This window comes from Flavobacterium sp. ZT3R18, from assembly GCF_007097385.1.
GTDB lineage: Bacteria > Bacteroidota > Bacteroidia > Flavobacteriales > Flavobacteriaceae > Flavobacterium.
Map to the genome: position 1 here is coordinate 58,248 of NZ_VJZS01000015.1, position 20,793 is coordinate 79,040.

Here is a 20,793-nt window from a genome sequence, read left to right on the forward strand (position 1 = left end):
AAAAAATGAAAAGAAAAGATCTACAACACATAACACTTGGAAATTCCAACAACTTGGAAACTGCTCCCTTAAACTCGGAACAAAATTTTCAAACTGCAGAAGGAATTGAACTCCACAAAACCTATACTGAAAAAGACATCGAAACGATCGAGCATCTTGATTTCGGAGCCGGTTTTGCACCAAATTTGCGTGGGCCTTACGCTACTATGTACGTGCGTAGACCTTGGACAATACGTCAATATGCCGGATTCTCTACAGCCGAAGAAAGTAATGCTTTTTATAGACGGAATCTAGCGGCTGGTCAAAAAGGACTTTCTATCGCTTTTGATTTACCCACACACAGGGGTTACGACTCTGATCATGAACGAGTTGTAGGAGATGTCGGAAAAGCAGGAGTAGCCATAGACTCTGTTGAAGATATGAAAGTATTGTTTAATCAGATTCCACTTGACGAAATGTCGGTTTCTATGACTATGAATGGTGCCGTTTTGCCTATTATGGCTTTTTATATTGTTGCAGCTGAAGAACAAGGAGTAAAACCCGAACAACTTTCAGGAACTATTCAAAATGACATCTTGAAAGAGTTTATGGTACGTAATACCTATATCTATCCACCTACTCCATCGATGAAAATCATCGCCGATATATTCGAATTTACCAGCAATAAAATGCCGAAATTCAACTCCATTTCCATCTCAGGATATCACATGCAAGAAGCCGGAGCCACTGCTGATATCGAATTGGCCTACACCCTTGCCGATGGATTAGAATACATTAGAACGGGATTGGCAACCGGAATGAAAATAGATGATTTTGCGCCTCGCCTATCCTTTTTCTGGGCCATTGGGATGAACCATTTTATGGAAATTGCCAAAATGAGAGCTGGCAGAATGATTTGGGCCAAACTGGTAAAACAATTCAACCCAACAGATGATAAATCATTGGCACTTAGAACCCATTGCCAAACATCGGGCTGGAGTTTAACAGAACAGGATCCATTCAATAATGTGGCTCGTACGTGCATCGAAGCAACTGCCGCAGCCTTTGGAGGAACACAATCTTTACATACCAACGCGCTAGACGAAGCAATAGCTTTGCCTACCGATTTTTCGGCTCGAATTGCCAGAAATACCCAAATCTATTTGCAGGAAGAAACCAAAATCACCAAAACAGTAGATCCTTGGGCAGGTAGTTATTATGTTGAAAGCTTAACCAAAGAAATAGCCGATAAGGCATGGAAACTCATTGAAGAAGTAGAAGAATTAGGCGGAATGACCAAAGCCATTGAAACCGGAATTCCAAAGATTCGAATTGAGGAAGCGGCAGCCCGCAAACAGGCCCGAATCGATAGCAGTCAGGACATCATTGTAGGAGTCAACAAATACCGTTTAGAGAAAGAAGATCCTTTGCAAATTCTCGATGTTGACAATCAGATGGTTCGACTACAACAACTCGAACAACTTGATCGAATTAAAGCAACTAGAGACTCTGACAAAGTTCAGGCATCACTCCAGAAATTAACACTTTGCGCGCAAACAGGAGAAGGGAACTTGTTGGAATTTGCCGTTGAAGCTGCGAGAAATCGCTGTACATTAGGAGAAATTAGCGATGCATTAGAAACCATATTCGGTAGGTATAAAGCACAAATTAAATCTTTTAGCGGTGTGTATAGCAAAGAAATGAAAGACGACAAAAGCTTTGAAAAAGCAAAACAACTAGCAGACGCCTTTGCCAAACAAGAAGGACGTCGACCAAGAATTATGATTGCCAAAATGGGACAAGACGGTCACGACCGTGGTGCCAAGGTGGTGGCTACTGGCTATGCCGATGTAGGTTTTGATGTGGATATTGGTCCTCTTTTTCAAACTCCTGCCGAAGCGGCCAAACAAGCTGTAGAAAATGATGTCCACATTTTAGGAGTTTCTTCACTCGCCGCAGGTCATAAAACATTGGTTCCCCAAGTAATCGAAGAACTAAAAAAATACGGCAGAGAAGATATTATGGTCATTGTTGGCGGAGTAATCCCTGCGCAAGATTATCAGTTTCTATTTGATGCTGGTGCAGCGGCTGTTTTTGGACCTGGAACAAAAATAAGTGAGGCCGCCATCAAAATATTAGAAATTTTAATTGATTAATAGCATTTGATTTAGAGCTGAATTTACTAAGATTTTAAAAATTAGACCCTGCAAATCCCCCCCTAAAACTATCGATAACTATTCACTGGCTCTATAAAAAAGTGAATAGTTACTCGATTTAGACCACTACTTTACATTCTATTTCATCCAATATAGAGTGTCACTTTTTCATGTTTGACATAGTCCTATTATACTTTGTAATTAAATTGTATTACGACTCACTATCTGAATAAAAAAACGAAGTAAAAAACCCTCTTAAATTAACAGTGATTAAGTAAATCATTAACACTCAGTGCTTTATAATTGCATTAATTTTATAGCTGGTATTTAAAATAAGTAAAAATAACAAGAAGGGGAAGCAATTACAAAAACCTTAGTGTTTATTTTAAACCTAAATTTTCAAAATAATATTAATTAAAAAAAAATATTATGAAATTATTTATCATTATTGTGCTGTTTTTAGGAATGTACAATACTTCTTATTCTCAGAATAAGAACAACGGAGGGAACGATGAGGGCACAATGAAATCCATAGACCTACCAGAGATCGTAATTAAAAATGCAGGAAAAGATTTTTCATTTTACCTACCCGATAAAAATCCAGACCCAAGTGTAAAAAAACTTCAAAGCGAATTTATTGCCTATAATTTAGGAAAAGACTATGAAGGTTTCGAGAATTATCTTGTTATTCTAGAAGGAGAAAAAGGAATTTTATCCGCTACTTATGATTCAAATGGAAAACTCACTAGCGTTGTTGAAAAATACGACAATGTACAATTACCTGCACCTGTCATTTATTCCATCTACAAAGCGTACCCAGGTTGGCAAATTGTAAATGACAAGTTTCTTTACACCCAAGAGAATGGGGATGTAACAAAAAAAGAATACAATTTAAAACTCAAAAAAGACAAAGAAACAATTAAATTAAAAGTAAATCCGCAAGGAGAAATTATAGCTAAAAGCTAAACAAAAAAATAAGAGGCCGTTTGGAATTAATTTCAAACCGCCTCTTACTAATAAAATTGAGATTCAAGAAAATTTAAATTACACTTGCAGAGCTGTCAGCAATAATAAAGGACGTATCATACCCTCCAAATTTCTTTAGATAACTTCTTAACGAAGTTCCATAAGCATCTTTGAAATAACGCTTCCCTTTATATCTAAAATATTTTTTTACTGATCCTACACCGCCAAGATGCGCTGCTGCCAAAATACCAGATTCCGTAATCCTAATTCCGTTTATAACGGCACCTTCATACTTCTCTATGACATCTCTTAACTCCCATTTATTTTTAGACAAAAGGGCAATAAAAGCTTTTTCTTGCATTCTGGGACTGTTTAGGAAAGCGTTTCTATTGTGGATTCCAATAGTTTTTAACGTTTCTATACCAAATTGGTATTTTCCTAAATAGCCGAGGGAATTAATTTTTTTGTATTTTCCTTGTGACTCTTTGAAGCCGATTGCTTCTTTATAACCAATAAAAAAAGTTCCAGTATAGGGAATCTCAGAATTGGTATAATCGTCAACATTTAATGATGGTAGTAAGTAGGATGAATCATCTGCTTCGTGAATTAGAAACCATGGGGTTGATTCTAATTTAGAGGGTTTAAAACCGGAGCTTAAAAAAGCTACAACAACAATCAAACTTGCGCAATAATACCATTTTTTTATCATAATTTGGATTTCTTCAAAACGCTGTCCCGTTATGAAATTTCTACGCACAAAGATACAACTTAAAAAATAAAGCTGAAAATCAACACTTTAAACTTAGCGATATTTGAAAGATAAAACCCTTAAGTTCCTAGTAGTACGGGCATTCCAGTTTTGAAAAAAAATAGAAATAAACAAAAAACCTGTAAATAAACAGCCTAAATAAATCAGTTTATTCGTATTTAAAAAAAGTAAAAACGTCTAGAAAAGCAGAAATCAAGGATATCTGATCGCCAATTCCCTATTTTACAATATCGTTTCAAACAAAAACACACTATTTATCTATCAAAATTTCGCTATTTAGGCATGACCACAATCCCGATAACTATCGGGAGAGCTGTCCCTCATGCAATCTCATTTTCATAAAACCATTGTTGGTTACATTTAATTTGACCAACAATAAAACAAAAAAAAACTTCAAAACTGTTACTAAACAATTTTGAAGCTTTAAAAAAACCCGTCAATACTAAAACACTAACGTTGAACTCCTTGGCTATTAATCCAATCCGAGTATTTTTTGGCATTACTATTATGCTCTGGCAAAGTAGCCGCAAATTCATGATACCCGAAACGATCTACACTTGCACAGAAATAGATGTAATTATGCTTTTCAGGATTCAAAACCGCTTCTAGTGCCGTAATATCAGGCATAGCAATTGGACCTGGAGGAAGACCTATATTTACATACGTATTATAAGGATGACTCATAATCAGATCATTATAGAAAACTCTTTTAATAACTTGATTAAAATCATTCGATTTCTTTTTCATAGCAAAAATAACTGTTGGATCAGCTTGCAAGGGCATTTCAAGTCTCAATCGATTCAAATAAACTCCCGCTATTCTTGGTCTTTCATCTTTTTTAACTGATTCTTTATGTACAATCGATGCCAAAATTGTAGCTTGAATAGGTGTTAAACCTTGTGCAGCTGCTTTGGCCGTGCGTGCTGCATTCCAAAAATTTCGGTATTCTTTAATCATTTTATCTCGAAACTTCTCCGCAGAAGTGTTCCAATAAATATCATACGTATTTGGGATAAACATTACCAAAACATTTTCTTCGTTAAATCCGTTTTCTTTCAAAAAAACAGAATCTTTAAACGTATTCAACAATTCCAAACTATCCGGTTCTATTTGAGAACCAACACGTCCGGCAAAATTTTCTAAACGCTCTTGATTGTTAAAAGCTAAACTTACGGGATCATTAATTCGCATAGTTCTAACCAAATCATAACTGCTCATTCCTTTTTTAAACAAAAATCGCCCTGACTTTACGTTTTCGGGATAGCTAGTTTTTCCAGCAACCATTTCAAAACGATCCATATTTTTCACATACGGAGCAATTATTTTCTTTACCTGCTCATAATCCGAGTCCGTTGGTACATAGACATATACCTCTTTTTCGGCAAATTTTGTGTTGTCACTAAAAATTTGTGTCATCAAAACAAAACCGTAAACGATTAAAACGGATACAATTACTACAGCCCCTACGGATACTATTTTCTTTACGTTCAAAATATATTAAATTTAAAATTGTTTCTAATTCATCCCGAAAATTATCTGGACTTATTTAGACGTTAATTAGTTGATAAATCCCTTCGTCTTTGTATACTCCATTGACAAAAGTCCAATCTTTCTTTACGCCTATCTTTTCGAAACCAAATTTAGTAAAAAGAGCAATACTAGCCTTGTTTTCGCATCCAATATTTGCATATAATTGGTGTAAATTAAGATTATAAAAAGCATACTGAATAAGTAAGTCCAATGCTTCCGATCCAATATTCTGATTTCTATGCTCAACACCCTGAATTACAATGCCAACACCCGCTCTATTATTTTTGGGGTCAAAATCGAACAAATCAATTAACCCTAAAGCCGGAAAATCCTGATCTTGACAAATAGCCAATCGCAATTGCTTGGCTTCATAAATATCCTGATGGGCATTTTCTAAATACTGCTTTACCAAAAACCGACTGTAAGGTGTATGCGTGTTACTCACTTCCCAGATGCTTTGATCATTTTCTATGGCATAAATAAACTCCAAATCATTGGGTTCGAGTGCTCGAATGTAAATGGTATCGCCTTTTAATGTTTTCATTGAGGAATTTTTGATTTTTGATTAACGATTTTTGATTTTTGAAATGAGCAACAGCGAACTACAGATAACTTCTGATTTTCGATTCTACGTAAATCTAAAATCGTTAATCTTCTCCCGAAAGCTTTCGGGACTCAAATCTTTATTACCCCTTTAAACACAAATTCCGCTGGGCCTTTCAAGAAAACATTCGTAAACCCATTTTGATTTTTATCAAAAGACACCACCAATTTCCCTCCTTCTACATTCACATTAACAGTAGTGGCAGCGGTCTGTCCTGTAGCATTCATGGCGATTGCAACCGCTGTAGCTCCAGTTCCGCAAGCCAAGGTTTCATCTTCAACCCCTCTTTCGTAGGTACGAAGTCTGAAAGTAGTATCGTCTATTTTCTTTACAAAATTAATATTGCTTCCTGCTGCGCCATACAATTCGCCATAGCGAATAGCAGCGCCATTTTCTTTTATATTATAATGTTCTAAATCTTCCACCATTTGTACATGATGCGGAGATCCTGTATTCAAGAATGTATGATCATTTTTAATAGTTATAGTGGGAACATCAATCATCTGCAAAGAAACCACTCCATTATCCTCGAATGAAGCATGATGCAAACCATCCGTAGCAATAAAAGTAGTTTTATCTTCAATCACTTCTAGATCTTTGGCGAAAGCCACCAAACAGCGTCCTCCATTGCCACACATTGAACTTTGATTACCGTCGGAATTATAATAGACCATCTTAAAATCAGTATCCGAATCGTTTTCTAACAATATAAGTCCGTCTCCTCCTATTCCAAAACGTCTGTCACACAAATGAGCAATCAATTGTATGTTTTCTTTTGGGAAAAATCCAGAACGATTGTCGATCATCACAAAATCGTTTCCAGCTCCTTGGTATTTATAAAATTCTAATTGCATTTTATTTTAATTTTAGTCACACAAAAGTACAAACTATTAATGAATTGTTAATCATTGTTAAAGAGCGTTAAACCATATTGCGCGAAAAAAAATTTCCGCTAAATTCGTAATCAAATAACTAATAAAACTTAAATATATTATGAAACAAATTTCAAAATTATTCTTGGTATCCTTGTTAAGTGGCGCAACAACCATTGGCGCATACAAATTATTATTTGAGAACAATGGTTATTTTTCGTCCAACAAAAATGGAATTACAACAGTTGCTCCCGAATCCTATGGAAGACAGGCTAGTTTGGGTGCCGAAAACGTTGATTTTACAGTCGCCGCAGAAAAAACGATTCATACTGTAGTGCACGTAAAAAACGTATCGGTAAGAACTATTTCTAATCCCATAATGGAATATTTTTATGGCTATGGCGGACAGCAACAACAAGAACAAGTAGGAACAGGATCGGGTGTTATTATCTCCGAAGATGGTTATATTGTAACCAACAATCATGTCGTGAAAGATGCTACTGATATTGAAATCACCTTAAACAACAAGAAAACGTACAAAGCAAAACTCGTTGGAACCGATTCTAAAATGGACATCGCCTTGCTGAAAATTAATGCCGACGAAAAATTACCGTATTCCACATTTGCCAATTCCGATTCGGTTAAGGTTGGGGAATGGGTACTGGCAGTAGGAAATCCGTACAACTTAACTTCAACCGTAACAGCGGGAATTGTTTCGGCCAAAGCCAGAAATCTAGACACTAGAGGAATTCAATCGTTCATACAAACCGATGCTGCCGTAAATCCCGGGAACAGTGGTGGCGCTCTTGTAAACACTCGTGGCGAATTGATCGGAATCAACACCATGATTTCATCTATGACAGGTTCTTATGTTGGCTACTCCTTTGCCGTTCCATCCAATAATGCTAGAAAAATAATCGAAGACATTATGGAATTCGGTAATGTACAAAGAGGAATTCTAGGCGTTGAAGGTGGAGAGTTAAACGGAAATGCTTCCAAAGAACTAGGTATCACACAAACACAAGGTTTTTACATTAATAAGGTAAGCAAAAACTCGGGTGCCTACAACGCCAAATTACAAAAAGGAGATATCATCATCAAATTAGACAATCAAGATATTGCCACTTTTGCCGATCTTTCGGGTTATGTAAACACCAAAAGACCAAACGACAAAATTCAAGTTACCTATTTACGAGATGGAAAAACCTCGGTTACTCCAGTTGTATTGAGTAAAAACGAGAACTTTAATAGCGAATTCAAAGGAATCGAAATAGAAAATATCGATGCTGCCGACAAAAAGAAATTCAAATTGGATTATGGTGTAAAAATTAAATCCATTACCAATGAAAACTTACTGCAATACAGTGAAGAGTTAAAAGGGAATATCATTTTGAGCATTGACAATGTCAAAGCAACAAATATTGAAGAAGTTTCTAAACTTTTAAACAATAAGGACGAAAAACAAAGTATCCGCATCGAAATGATTAATAAAAACGGAGAAATCATTCGAATAATTATCTAAAACGTTAAAACTATAAACCAAAATCCAGGTCAAACGCCTTTAAAAAAAGAAAAAAAAAGTTGCCACGAATTTCACGAATAAACACGAATTTTCACATCTTTAAATTACACAAATTCATTAATAAAAAAAAACAGAAAATTCGTGTAATTAATTTTTATTAATTCTTAATTTGTGTTAATTCGTGAAATTCGTGGCTAAAATTTTCTTAAAGTCGTTTGCCCTGACCAAAAGCCGACTTACAATTGTAAGCTGGCTTTTTTTTATCCAAAAAAAATCATAAAAAAAGTTACGAAATCGATTGAAATAAGTACTTTTGCACCAAATTTTAAAAATTGCTTTAATTTATTTTACAAATTTTCAATTATGAATAACATGGATTTATACGAAAAAGAGGTTTCGTTTCAAGCCGACAGAAGACGTTCAGGAGTAGAATTAATCAAAATTATCAGCGATTTGTGGTACGACAAATCGATTGAATTGGTTTTGTTCCGAAATCAATTAATTGATAGAAACGTAAGCGAAATTATCAACTTACACGAATACGCAGGTAAATTTGTAGGTAAACCAATTTCGGTTTCTGACTCAGTAGAAATTGCCAATGTCATTCTTACTCTAGACTTACCACCATCAAAATTGGATATTGGTAAATTGACTTATGAGTATGGATTAGAAGATGAAAAATATCCAGATGCTAGACATTTTGTTTTAGATAAATTAAAAGAAGCTAAATCCTCTGAAGAAATTCAACCCAAAGATGTAGTTCTTTATGGTTTTGGTCGTATTGGTCGTTTATTGGCTAGAGAATTAATGTCAAAAACAGGTAAAGGAGAGCAAATGCGTTTGAGAGCTATCGTTACGAGAGACAAAAACGATGCTTCAAGCCTAGAAAAAAGAGCTTCATTATTACGTTACGATTCAATCCACGGAGATTTCCAAGGATCTGTAGTTGCCGATGTCGAAAACAATGCTTTAATCATCAACGGTACCACCGTTCATATTATCACAGCAAACACTCCAGAAGAAATTGACTATACTCAATACGGTATTGACAAGGCGCTAGTGATCGATAATACAGGTGCTTTCACAACAAAAGAGGCTTTGAGTCGTCATTTAACTTCAAAAGGAGCTGACAAAGTATTACTTACTGCACCAGGAAAAGGCGTTCCAAACATCGTTCATGGTGTAAACCAAAACGAGTACAATCCAGACGAAATAGATATTTTCTCTGCTGCTTCTTGTACTACCAATGCAATCACTCCAATCCTAAAAGCGATTGAGGATACTTTGGGAGTTGTAAAAGGACACCTAGAAACCATTCACGCTTACACCAACGATCAAAATTTGGTCGATAATATGCACAAAAAATACCGTCGCGGTAGAGCTGCAGCACTCAATATGGTTATCACCGAAACTGGTGCAGGTACCGCAGTTGCAAAAGCATTGCCTTCATTAGAGGGTAAATTAACATCAAACGCTATTCGTGTTCCAGTTCCTAATGGTTCATTGGTTGTGTTGAATCTTGAAGTAACCAAAGAAACTTCGGTTGAAGCCATCAACGCCATCATGAAAAAGTATGCGCTTGAAGGAGAATTGGTAGAGCAAATCAAATATTCTTTGAATAACGAATTGGTTTCATCAGATATCGTGGGAACTTCGGCACCATCAATATACGACAGCAACGCAACTATCGTATCCAAAGACGGAAAAAATATAGTATTATACATTTGGTATGACAACGAATACGGTTACAGCCACCAAGTGATTCGACTTGCCAAATACATTGCCAAAGTAAGACGTTTTACGTATTACTAGCATACAGTTTACAGGTTGGGAATTGTGCTTTTAGTTTTAATTTTAGTTTTTTAGATAATAATTTTACAATCCAACCTGAATTCAATAGAAATCCGCCAAGTTGCAAAACGAGGCGGATTTTTTGTTTTCTGAAATCTTGGTTCTGAAATCTAAAATCTGAACTCATAGATCTAAAATTACTCTGGGCGTGCCACCAGTAGAAAAGGGACCCAATATACTTTACGCATATTCGACCCCTTTCCTACTGCTGTCAGGCTATACGCGCTACTTCGGTAGCTAGCTTCTATCCTTCACGCAAAAACTGCAATTCATCAATTTTACTATATTAATTACCTTTTACAATATTGCCCAAATACTTTGCGGAAGTGTATCGCTTATTCTCCCGATAACGGATTTGCAACTCTCTCCTCAAAGTCATGAGACTTTACCCGCACGACAATGTTATGTATGTAAAAGAACAAGGTTTTAAAAAACATGTTCTCTGTTTTTCATTTACCTATAAATACTACAATAAGAATCATATTGATCTAGAAACACTATTTTTTCACTGTTCCTGTTTTTTTTTAATGCAACCACATCGTCCGTATTTATATTCGACTTTTTCGTTTTCGTTTTAATTCTCTGTCTCGTTTCTTAGTTCCTGTATTTTTTCAATTGTTAAACCTGTTGATTTTGATATTATTTCATCATTCAATCCAATAATTATTAGATTTTTAGCAATTTCAATTTTTTCATCTTCTCTTACTTTATACTCCGCTTCACTTTGCAACGAAAAAATTTCGCTTGCTTTTAAACTCAAGCTATCCATGTATCGATTATAACCATATTGATCGTCAGCAGGAAGTCTCATTATATCTAAAACTTCATTGGCTTCTTTTAGTCCTTTAGCATTAAAGCTGTCTTTTACCTCACTGTTTTTTAGGAAATAAATCCATTCATCTAGCGTATCTTTGGCGATATCATTGAATTGGTTTACTTTCAAGATATAATACTCTGGAAAAATTTCATACACTTCTTCTTTAGAAAATGTTTGTTTTTGTTTTTTTGATAATTCTAAAATATCGTTTTGGTGCAGTCCTTTAAAATCGGTTTTACCTCGGTATATGTAATCTTGCCCGTGTCCAAGATCAAAATAAACAATGTTTATCGAAATTACTTTTTTAACTTCAGAATATTTATTTCCCAGGGTATGGTGTTCTGAAATAGATTTCGAAACTCCATAAGCCATTCTATGAAAATAATCAATTTCATAAGTATTTTGAATCTCTATTATAATTAATTCATTTTTAGAGTTTTGAGTTAAGATATCTACTCGATTAAATTTATCATCATCGGTTTCTTGATTACCTTCGCTTTCAAGAATTTGTTCAATTTTGATGTCATCAAATAAAAGTTCGCTCAAAAAACCTTCTAATACAACAAAGTTGGCTTTGTTTCTCAAAAGTCGTTTAATTGCCCAATCAAATCGTACCAGTTTCTTGCTCATTGGTCTGTATATTTTATAGTGCAAATATACAAATAGATTGAGGCTATTTAAATGCAAGAGAACAAGTTTTTAAAAAACTTGTTCTCTGTTTTTCATTTACTTATGACCACTACAATATGATTTACAATCAGTGCCCATTCCAATTATCAAGTCTATTTCAAAATCTAAATTCTAAATTCTATCCTCTAAATTCTAAATCGGCAAAACCGTCGTACTCTTCACTTCCGAAATAATAAAAAAACTATTAATCAAGGACACTTCAGGCAAAACCGACAATTTCTTTTGATGAAAATGATGATAGCTTTCCATATCTGGTAAAACAATTTTAAGCATATAATCAAAACTCCCCGAAACAAAATTACATTCCACCACTTCGGGTAAATTCAAAATAGCTTGATTGAATCCATCCGATATATCAAAAGTCTGCCTAACTAATGTTACCTGACAATAAACCGTTAAGTTTTTACCTAGTTTTTTCTTATTCAAAATCGAAACATATTTCTCTATAACACCCTCTTTTTCAAGACGTTTAACCCGATCGTGAACCGGAGTAAGAGACAGGTTTATTTTACTCGAAATGTCTTTTAAAGTCAAATGCGCATCTTCCTGCAAGAGGCGCAATATTTTTCTGTCAGTTTCATCTAAAATCATAGCATGCAGCGATTCGTTAAACTTCAAATAATCCGATTAATTTTCTTTTTAGAAATAAAAAAAGCTTTAAATACAGAATTATTTTATGCTAAATTACTAAATAAAAATAATATTTTCTTATTTTAAATAGATATGCACTAAATTTTTCTTTATGCCTTAGATTTGTATTTCAATTTAGAAACAATAACTTAATACTATTGATATGATAATCGGTGTACCAAAAGAAATCAAAAATAACGAAAATCGTGTGGCGTTAACTCCAGCAGGTGTTGCTGAGATGAAAAACCACGGACATAGCGTTTACGTTCAAGCAACTGCAGGTGAAGGAAGCGGTTTTGAAGACGAAGAATATACTGCTGCCGGAGCTGTAATCTTACCTACTATCGAAGAGGTATATGCCATTGCTGAAATGATTATCAAAGTAAAAGAGCCAATAGCTTCTGAATACAATTTAATCAAAAAAGATCAATTACTTTTCACGTACTTCCACTTTGCATCATCAGAGCCATTAACTCATGCAATGATAGAGCGTCAAGCTGTTTGTTTGGCTTACGAAACAGTTGAAAAAACAGACCGTAGCTTACCTTTATTAGTACCAATGTCTGAAGTTGCTGGTCGTATGGCGATTCAACAAGGTGCTAAATATCTTGAAAAACCATTAAAAGGAAGAGGAATTCTTCTGGGTGGTGTTCCAGGTGTTCCTCCTGCTAAAGTATTAGTACTTGGTGGTGGAATCGTAGGAACTCAAGCGGCAAAAATGGCTGCAGGTTTAGGAGCTCATGTAACGATTATGGATGTGAGTTTAGCACGTTTACGTTATTTAGATGACGTTATGCCAGCAAACGTAACTACAATTATGTCTAATCATTACAACATTAGCAAAGCGATTACAGAATCTGACCTAATTGTTGGAGCTGTATTAATTCCAGGGGCAAAAGCACCTCACTTAATCAAACGTGACATGCTAAAATTAATGCGTCCCGGAACTGTTGTGGTTGACGTAGCGGTAGACCAAGGAGGTTGTATCGAGACTTGTACTCCTACAACTCACGAAAACCCAACTTTTATCATTGACGATATTGTACATTACTGTGTGGCTAATATGCCGGGTGCAGTTCCTTATACATCTACATTGGCACTTACCAATGCTACTTTACCTTACGCTTTGCAATTGGCAAACAAAGGATGGGAAAAAGCATGTGCTGAGAACGAAGAATTAAACAAAGGATTAAACATTGCCAACGGAAAAATCCTTTACAAAGGTGTTGCCGATGCTTGGAACCTTCCTTTGAATTAAGAGTTAGTATTAAGAACCCGTTTCCTAATATTAAATAAGTGCTTACTACACTAGAAAACCCCGTTTTATTCCTCAAGAAAACGGGGTTTCTGTTTTTTAAAAACTAAAAAATCCGTCTCACTTTTATATGAGACGGATTTTTTGTTTTAAACATAATTCACTTAATAAGCACTCAGGGAAAACACATGAGTTTTAAAAACAACCGCAGATTCGCAGATTTATTTCTTGAAAAGCAGAATTTTGCAATTTTATAGAAACTAATTTGCGCTAATTCAGCTGAAAGCGGTTAATTCATGATAGAAATTTTCATTAAAATCTGCGAATCTGCGGTAAAAAAACTCATGCGTTTGCCCTAACTGATCACTAAAAACTACTCCTTCGGTTTAGTCAAATAATACACTGGAATTCCAGTAAGCATTATCAAGACTCCCCAACCACAAGTTGAAAATTTAGTAAACAATAACCCAACACAAATTGCAGCAGCTATAATAATGTAAACCAATGGAAGGAATGGATATCCAAAAGCTTTATACGGTCTTTCAACCTCAGGCATTTTCTTTCTAAGAATAAAAATTCCATAAATAGTAAGGATATAAAAAATCAAAACAATGATGATTACAAAATCCAACAAATCACCATATTTACCCGTCAAACACAATAGCGAAGCCCATAAACATTGAATCCACAAAGCCCATGCTGGCACACCTGCATTGTTCAGCTCCCCTGCTTTTTTAAGAAACAAACCATCTTTTGCCATCGTATAATACACTCTCGCTCCAGCCATAATCAATCCGTTATTACAGGCAAAAGTCGAAATCATAATCATCAACGCTATAATAATCGTCCCCATGTCGCCAAAGGTATATTGAGAAGCAACCACCGCTACACGATCCGACTTTGCCGTTGCAATTTCTTGAAAAGGAATTACCGCAAGGTACATTAAGTTGGTCAGGATATAAATAACAGTCACAATCAACGTTCCAAGAAACAAACTCAATCCCACATTACGCTTTGGATTTTTAATCTCACCCGCTATAAAAGTAACACCTACCCAAGCATCACTAGAAAACAAAGAACCCACCATGGCGGCTGAAATCCCCGTTAACAAAGCTGTTCCACCAATAGGCATCCAAGATCCCTTTTCTACATCGAAAGCTCTTGAACTCCAGGCGTCAGTCCAGTTGGCATTCCAAATATCAGCTTTGGCTGCCAGAATGAATCCAAACACAATTAGACCAAAAAGAGATAAAATTTTGATAACCGTCAAAACCGTTTGAAGAATTTTACTGTTTTTTACCCCTCGGCTGTTAATATACGTCAACAAAACAATCGTAATTATAGAAACTATCTGAGCAGCATTGAGCTTAAAAGCACCCAATTCATACAAAACATTTTCGTCACTTAATGGTGGATACAAATAGGCGGCAAATTTAGAAAACCCTACCCCAACCGCTGCGATAGTACCGGTTTGAATTACTGCAAAGAAACTCCAGCCATACAAAAAGGCTATCAATTTATTATACGCTTCTTTCAGATAAACGTATTGTCCACCTGCTTTTGGAAACATAGCGCTCAATTCTCCGTAACTCACGGCAGCAATCATAGTAATCAATCCTGAGATCAGCCATATTAATATAAGCCAACCCGCAGACCCCACTTGTCTGGCGATATCGGCACTTACAATAAATATCCCTGAACCGATCATGGAACCTACCACAAGCATTGTTCCATCTAATAATCCTAATTCCTTTTTAAATTCTCCAGGTTTGTTTTCTTCCATTTTTTTTGGTTTATTTTTTTGGTTGGCTAAAGATATACTTTTTTTTAGAAAATGATTAAAAATAGCATTTCTACAAAGAAATTAAATCCTAAAAACAAAAAACTCTTAAGTTTCCTTAAGAGTTCAATTCGTTTATATTTTAAAAAGATATCATTTCACAACCCGATTTACCTGCGCAAAGTTACGTTGGTAATAAGGCTCTTTAGTAGAGGAAACAATCACTCCGGCATGTGTAGAGGAATGAATGAATTTAATTTCTCCATCTACCACTTCAACAACCATCCCTACATGATTGATTCTACTTCTACCGTTTGTTTTAAAGAAAATCAAATCCCCCTTTTGTACATTTTCGGTTTCAATTCTTTCTCCAAAACTAGATTGCTCGATAGAAGATCTTGGCAATTTTATATCAAAACCTCCAAAAGTAGAACACATAAAACCAGAACAATCAAATCCTGCGGTTGTCGTACCACCACTTCGGTATCGTGTCCCTATATTATCAGAAGCCGAAGCGATCAATTGATCAATTAAGTTTTCATTAGATATTGTTATTGTAGAATTAGATTCCGTTTCTTTAGTCTCAATAACTTCCTCATTAGTGGCAGTTCCAATAGTCGAATTTGGAACACGAATAGTAAGTTTTGAACCAACCAATAATTTTTGTTGAATGGCAGGGTTTTGCTTTTCTAAAACTCCTACTGTAATTCCATATTTTTTGGCAATACCGTATTTGGTTTCTTTTGGCAATACCTCATGAACAAGATCAGTACCTGCATTTTGAGTATCTGTCTCTATTCCTTTATCTTCTTTTGTACTTTCCACAACAACTGGAACCGATTCTTTATTATCTGAAACAACAGATTCTCCCTCTAATTTTCCATTGCTTGGAATCACAATCATCTGCCCAACACTCAAACCTCTTCTTCCTGCTTTTGGATTGGCTTGTTTCAATTGTTTCAAGGTAATTGCGTATTCTTTTGCAATCACATACAAAGATTCTCCCGACTTGACCTTATGGATCAATGGCGTAATTTCATTTGGAGTACCTGCTTCAGTTTCTTTTGTAACTACGCTCTCTTTTTGCGCTATTTCTTTATTTTTAGGAATTACAGCTACATTCGATGTCTCTTGAATTGCTTTTTCTTCTGCAACAACAGCTTCAGCAGATGATTTACCATTACTTGGAATCGCAATCATTTGTCCTACACTCAATCCCTTCTTACCAATTTTAGGATTGGCTTCATTTAATTCTTTAATAGTAACGGAGTATTGTTTGGCAATGGAATACAAAGATTCCTTCGGTTTCACCTGATGCGTCATTGGTTCAGTTGCAACAATTTCGAAAGTATTTTTATTGGATAGACTTGCGACTTCTTTTTTGGTCAATCCTACTGTTGGAATAGTAATCGTTTGACCAACTTTTAAACCTTCCGTTTCTAATTTTGGATTAGCTTTATAGAGTAACTCGGTAGTCGTTTTGTATTGTTTTACAATTCCGTAAAGTGTTTCTTTGGATAAGACTTCGTGATTAATTTCTATAGTTTTCTCAGGAATCGCAACCACTTTATTCGTTTTTTTTGCATCCGAATTTGGAATCAATAGTACTTGATTCAGTTGCAAGGTTTTTTTAGCTTTTGGATTGAGCTTGTAAATAGAAGCGGCAGAAACATTATATTTTTCAGCAATACTAGAAATTGTTTCCCCTTTTGCTATGCTATGTTTGATATTTTTATCTTGCGAAAAAACACTAACACTACACAAAGTCAGGACAAAAACAATTACTCTAAAATACTTCATACATTTTTAATTTCTACCTCATTTTTACAAATACAAGCGATTTCGAGGCGAATTATTGAATTTTGCTGTATTTTGTCTCTCAAAAATGTTTTTTTTCAAGATTTACAAATATAAGTTATTTGTTAGATTAGAAAGTTAAAGGATTACTAAAATTTTAGAAAATACAACAATTCCATCCTTTTTAAAGCAAATCACAACCCATTAAAAGAATTTTATAAACTTATATAAATAGCGATATAATGAAATACCGTTCCCAAAAGAACGAAGAAATGCCAAATAGTATGATAGTAGCGTTTATCTCCCTTTACAAAAAAATAAACACCAAAAGTATAACTTATTCCGCCGGCAAGAATCCAAGCAAGTACAGCTGTAGGAACAGTATGCCACAATGGTTTTATGACAAAGATGATCATCCAGCCCATTGCTAAATAAAGTAACGTGGAGACAAACTCAAATCGCTTGGCGCAAAAAACTTTAAAAACAGTTCCCAAAACCACAATAAACCACATCGCTCCAAGAAAAACAATCGCAGTATCATGATTCAAATACTTCACCATAAGCGGAGTATAGGTTCCTGCAATAAGGCAATATATACTAATATGATCTGCAGTATTAAGCAGTCGCTTTGTCTTTTCGTCCTTAGTCAAATGATACAAAGCCGAAGAAGTGTACACCAATAACATTCCGATACCAAAAATAATAACAGACAATACCGTAATTGGGTCGTCCCGTCTATAAGCAGTCGCAATCACAAAAGGCATTGCTATCAAACAAAAAAGCACTCCTAGGATATGTGAAATTCCATTGGCTAATTCCTCACTTCGTGTTTGCTCTCTATGTAACATTGTATTTGTTGTTTACAATCTCCCTTCCTATTCAAAATAAGATAATTGATTAAATTTAATCATTCTAATTTACGAAAAACATCTCAATTTCAAACCATTTCATTCAACAAAGTATTTTACCCTTTGTCATCTTTATTGATTAACGATTACTAGTGTCGGGTCGTTTTCTTTGATTCTTATTCGACATGATTTTTCGATTTCAAGAACATTATTAATCCCTGAAATATTGATCATATCACACACAAACTTGTCTGGACTATTTTTTCTACTTTCCATTTCCCTAGTCCTTATACCAAAACCATTGGACTATAATATAACAATTAATGGTAATTAATTAAAACTCAATAACACCTAGAGTCACAAAAAAAACTCTCAAGTTATCTTGAGAGTTTTAGACATAAAAATATGTTTTAAAAGCTTATGCGTTACTAGCAGCAGCAATCAAATTCAATGCTGAACCCGCTTTGTACCAACCAATTTGTCCTTCGTTATAAGTGTGGTTTGCCAAGATGGTATCTTTGCTTCCATCAGCGTGAACGAATTCTAAGGTTAATGGTTTTCCTGGAGCAAAATCAACTAAATCAATGAAGTTGATCGTATCATCTTCTTGGATTTTGTCGTAATCCGCTTCGGTAGCAAATGTCAATCCTAACAACCCTTGTTTTTTAAGGTTTGTTTCGTGGATACGCGCAAATGATTTTACCAATACAGCTTTTACCCCTAAGAAACGAGGCTCCATAGCGGCATGCTCACGAGAAGATCCTTCTCCGTAGTTATGATCTCCAACAACAACAGAAGGAACACCAGCTGCTTTGTAGGCACGGGCAACTGCAGGAACTGCATCGTACTCACCTGTCAACTGATTTTTAACCGAATTTGCATTTTGATTGAATGCATTTATCGCACCAATCAACATATTGTTTGAGATATTATCCAAATGTCCACGGAAACGCAACCATGGTCCTGCCATAGATATGTGGTCTGTAGTACATTTTCCAAAAGCTTTGATCAATAATTTAGCTCCCGAAATATTTTTACCGTCCCATGCATCAAATGGAGCCAACAATTGCAAACGATCTGACGTTTCGCTTACGGTAATTTGAACACTTGATCCATCTTCGGCTGGTGCTTGAAAACCTGCGTCTTCAACAGCGAAACCTCTTTTTGGCAATTCATCTCCAAACGGAGCGTTTAATTTCACTTCTTCCCCTTTATCGTTCAATAAAGTATCAGTCAATGGATTAAAATCCAATCTTCCTGAGATAGCCAATGCAGCTACCATTTCTGGTGAAGTTACAAAAGCGTGAGTATTTGGGTTACCGTCTGCTCTTTTAGAGAAGTTACGGTTGAATGAATGTACGATAGTGTTTTTCTCGCCTTTATCAGCACCTGCCCTATCCCATTGTCCGATACAGGGTCCACAAGCATTTGTAAATACTTTAGTTCCCATTTTTTCGAAAGTGGCGATGATACCGTCTCTTTCAATAGTGTAACGAATTTGCTCAGAACCTGGATTAATTCCGAATTCAGCTTTTGGAGTAATTCCATGCTCTACCGCTTGGTTTACGATTGAAGCAGCACGTGCCATATCCTCGTAAGAAGAGTTGGTACAAGAACCGATCAATCCCCATTCTACTTTCAATGGCCATCCATTTGCAGCAGCTTCCGCTTTCATTTTAGAAACTGGAGTTCCGCGGTCTGGCGTGAAAGGTCCGTTGATGTGTGGCTCTAATTCAGACAAATTAATTTCGATAACTTGATCAAAATAAGTTGCTGGATCAGCGTATACTTCAGCATCCGCAGTCAAGTAAGAAGCCACTTTATCAGCAGCATCTACAACGTCTTGACGACCTGTAGCTGCCAAATATCTACGCATAGAATCATCGTAACCAAATGTAGATGTTGTAGCACCAATTTCGGCACCCATATTACAAATAGTTCCTTTTCCGGTACAAGACATGTTCAAGGCACCTTCTCCAAAATATTCTACAATAGCACCAGTTCCACCTTTTACAGTAAGAATATCGGCTACTTTTAAGATAACATCTTTAGGAGCTGTCCAACCAGATAATTTTCCGGTCAATTTTACTCCGATTAATTTAGGAAATTTCAATTCCCAAGACATTCCAGACATTACATCTACTGCATCAGCACCACCAACTCCAATGGCTAGCATTCCTAATCCACCAGCATTTACAGTATGAGAATCAGTACCAATCATCATTCCTCCTGGGAAAGCGTAGTTTTCTAAAACAATTTGGTGAATAATACCTGAACCTGGTTTCCAGAAACCAATACCATATTTATTTGAAACTGAAGAAAGGAAATCAAATACTTCTTTTGACTGAGTATTTGCTACAGCTAAATCTGTGGAAGCACCAACTTTGGCCTGGATCAAGTGATCACAGTGAACCGTTGTTGGAACAGCAACTGTTTTTTTTCCAGCATGCATAAATTGCAACAAAGCCATTTGAGCAGTAGCATCTTGACAAGCTACTCTATCCGGAGCAAAATCCACATAGTCAGCACCTCTTGTAAAAACTTTAGATGCAACTCCATCCCAAAGGTGGTTGTATAAAATTTTCTCTGTTAAAGTAAGTGGGCGACCAACTATCTCACGTGCTGCATCAACACGAGTCGTCATGTTGTCGTACACTTTTTTAATCATTTCAATATCAAAAGCCATAATAATAAGTGTTTTTTGTTATTTTATTTAGACTTCACAAG

At 35.6% G+C, this 20,793-nt stretch carries 15 protein-coding genes; 5 read left to right on the forward strand and 10 right to left on the reverse strand.

The genetic code is table 11. The features are described 5' to 3' along the window. Positions 1–5 precede the first annotated feature (5 nt). A complete protein-coding gene (gene scpA / locus FNW52_RS15015; RefSeq protein WP_143378261.1) occupies positions 6–2,135 on the forward strand; it encodes a methylmalonyl-CoA mutase in 2,130 nt (709 codons plus the stop codon). 429 nt (positions 2,136–2,564) lie between these two features. Further along, positions 2,565–3,101: a hypothetical protein gene (locus tag FNW52_RS15020; RefSeq protein WP_143378262.1), complete on the forward strand. Its 537-nt coding sequence runs from the start codon at positions 2,565–2,567 to the stop codon at positions 3,099–3,101. A 73-nt stretch (positions 3,102–3,174) separates the two neighbouring features. Here FNW52_RS15020 and FNW52_RS15025 read toward each other — a convergent pair whose 3' ends face one another. The 4 genes from FNW52_RS15025 to dapF all read right to left on the reverse strand — a co-directional run bounded on the left by FNW52_RS15025 (position 3,175) and on the right by dapF (position 6,858). Further along, positions 3,175–3,810 carry a peptidoglycan-binding protein LysM gene (locus FNW52_RS15025; RefSeq protein WP_143378263.1) on the reverse strand — a complete coding sequence of 212 codons (636 nt, stop codon included), beginning with the start codon at positions 3,808–3,810 and terminating at the stop codon, positions 3,175–3,177. 510 nt (positions 3,811–4,320) lie between these two features. After that, positions 4,321–5,361, reverse strand: a complete 1,041-nt coding sequence (mltG, locus tag FNW52_RS15030; RefSeq protein WP_143378264.1) for an endolytic transglycosylase MltG — start codon at positions 5,359–5,361, stop codon at positions 4,321–4,323. A 55-nt stretch (positions 5,362–5,416) separates the two neighbouring features. Then, positions 5,417–5,944 carry a GNAT family N-acetyltransferase gene (locus FNW52_RS15035; RefSeq protein ID WP_143378265.1) on the reverse strand — a complete coding sequence of 176 codons (528 nt, stop codon included), beginning with the start codon at positions 5,942–5,944 and terminating at the stop codon, positions 5,417–5,419. Positions 5,945–6,075: 131 nt separating this feature from the next. After that, on the reverse strand, positions 6,076–6,858 hold the full coding sequence (gene dapF, locus FNW52_RS15040; RefSeq protein ID WP_143378266.1) for a diaminopimelate epimerase: 783 nt from the start codon (positions 6,856–6,858) through the stop codon (positions 6,076–6,078). Positions 6,859–6,997: 139 nt separating this feature from the next. On the opposite strand from dapF, the gene FNW52_RS15045 reads away from it, so the two are divergent. Both FNW52_RS15045 and FNW52_RS15050 read left to right on the forward strand, forming a co-directional pair. Continuing rightward, positions 6,998–8,398, forward strand: a complete 1,401-nt coding sequence (locus FNW52_RS15045) for a S1C family serine protease (RefSeq protein ID WP_143378267.1) — start codon at positions 6,998–7,000, stop codon at positions 8,396–8,398. 363 nt (positions 8,399–8,761) lie between these two features. Then, on the forward strand, positions 8,762–10,210 hold the full coding sequence (locus FNW52_RS15050) for a glyceraldehyde-3-phosphate dehydrogenase (protein WP_143378268.1): 1,449 nt from the start codon (positions 8,762–8,764) through the stop codon (positions 10,208–10,210). Between the two features lie 613 nt (positions 10,211–10,823). On the opposite strand, the gene FNW52_RS15055 is transcribed toward FNW52_RS15050, so the two are convergent. Both FNW52_RS15055 and FNW52_RS15060 read right to left on the reverse strand, forming a co-directional pair. Further along, the gene (locus tag FNW52_RS15055) at positions 10,824–11,696 is read right to left on the reverse strand and encodes an Rpn family recombination-promoting nuclease/putative transposase (protein WP_143378269.1); all 873 of its coding nucleotides are present in this window, start codon (positions 11,694–11,696) and stop codon (positions 10,824–10,826) included. A 192-nt stretch (positions 11,697–11,888) separates the two neighbouring features. Next, positions 11,889–12,374 (reverse strand): Lrp/AsnC family transcriptional regulator, encoded by a 486-nt coding sequence (locus FNW52_RS15060; RefSeq protein WP_255515611.1) that lies wholly within the window; start codon positions 12,372–12,374, stop codon positions 11,889–11,891. A 175-nt stretch (positions 12,375–12,549) separates the two neighbouring features. On the opposite strand from FNW52_RS15060, the gene ald reads away from it, so the two are divergent. Continuing rightward, positions 12,550–13,644: an alanine dehydrogenase gene (gene ald, locus FNW52_RS15065; RefSeq protein WP_143378270.1), complete on the forward strand. Its 1,095-nt coding sequence runs from the start codon at positions 12,550–12,552 to the stop codon at positions 13,642–13,644. A gap of 370 nt (positions 13,645–14,014) precedes the next feature. On the opposite strand, the gene FNW52_RS15070 is transcribed toward ald, so the two are convergent. From FNW52_RS15070 to FNW52_RS15085, 4 genes are all read right to left on the reverse strand, one after another. Then, complete coding sequence (locus tag FNW52_RS15070) at positions 14,015–15,424, reverse strand: APC family permease (RefSeq protein ID WP_143378271.1); 1,410 nt, start codon at positions 15,422–15,424, stop codon at positions 14,015–14,017. 150 nt (positions 15,425–15,574) lie between these two features. Continuing rightward, on the reverse strand, positions 15,575–17,221 hold the full coding sequence (locus FNW52_RS15075) for a peptidoglycan endopeptidase (protein WP_143378272.1): 1,647 nt from the start codon (positions 17,219–17,221) through the stop codon (positions 15,575–15,577). 212 nt (positions 17,222–17,433) lie between these two features. Beyond that, positions 17,434–18,066, reverse strand: a complete 633-nt coding sequence (locus tag FNW52_RS15080; RefSeq protein WP_143378273.1) for a hemolysin III family protein — start codon at positions 18,064–18,066, stop codon at positions 17,434–17,436. A gap of 418 nt (positions 18,067–18,484) precedes the next feature. Continuing rightward, on the reverse strand, positions 18,485–20,752 hold the full coding sequence (locus FNW52_RS15085; protein WP_143378274.1) for an aconitate hydratase: 2,268 nt from the start codon (positions 20,750–20,752) through the stop codon (positions 18,485–18,487). Positions 20,753–20,793 lie beyond the last annotated feature (41 nt).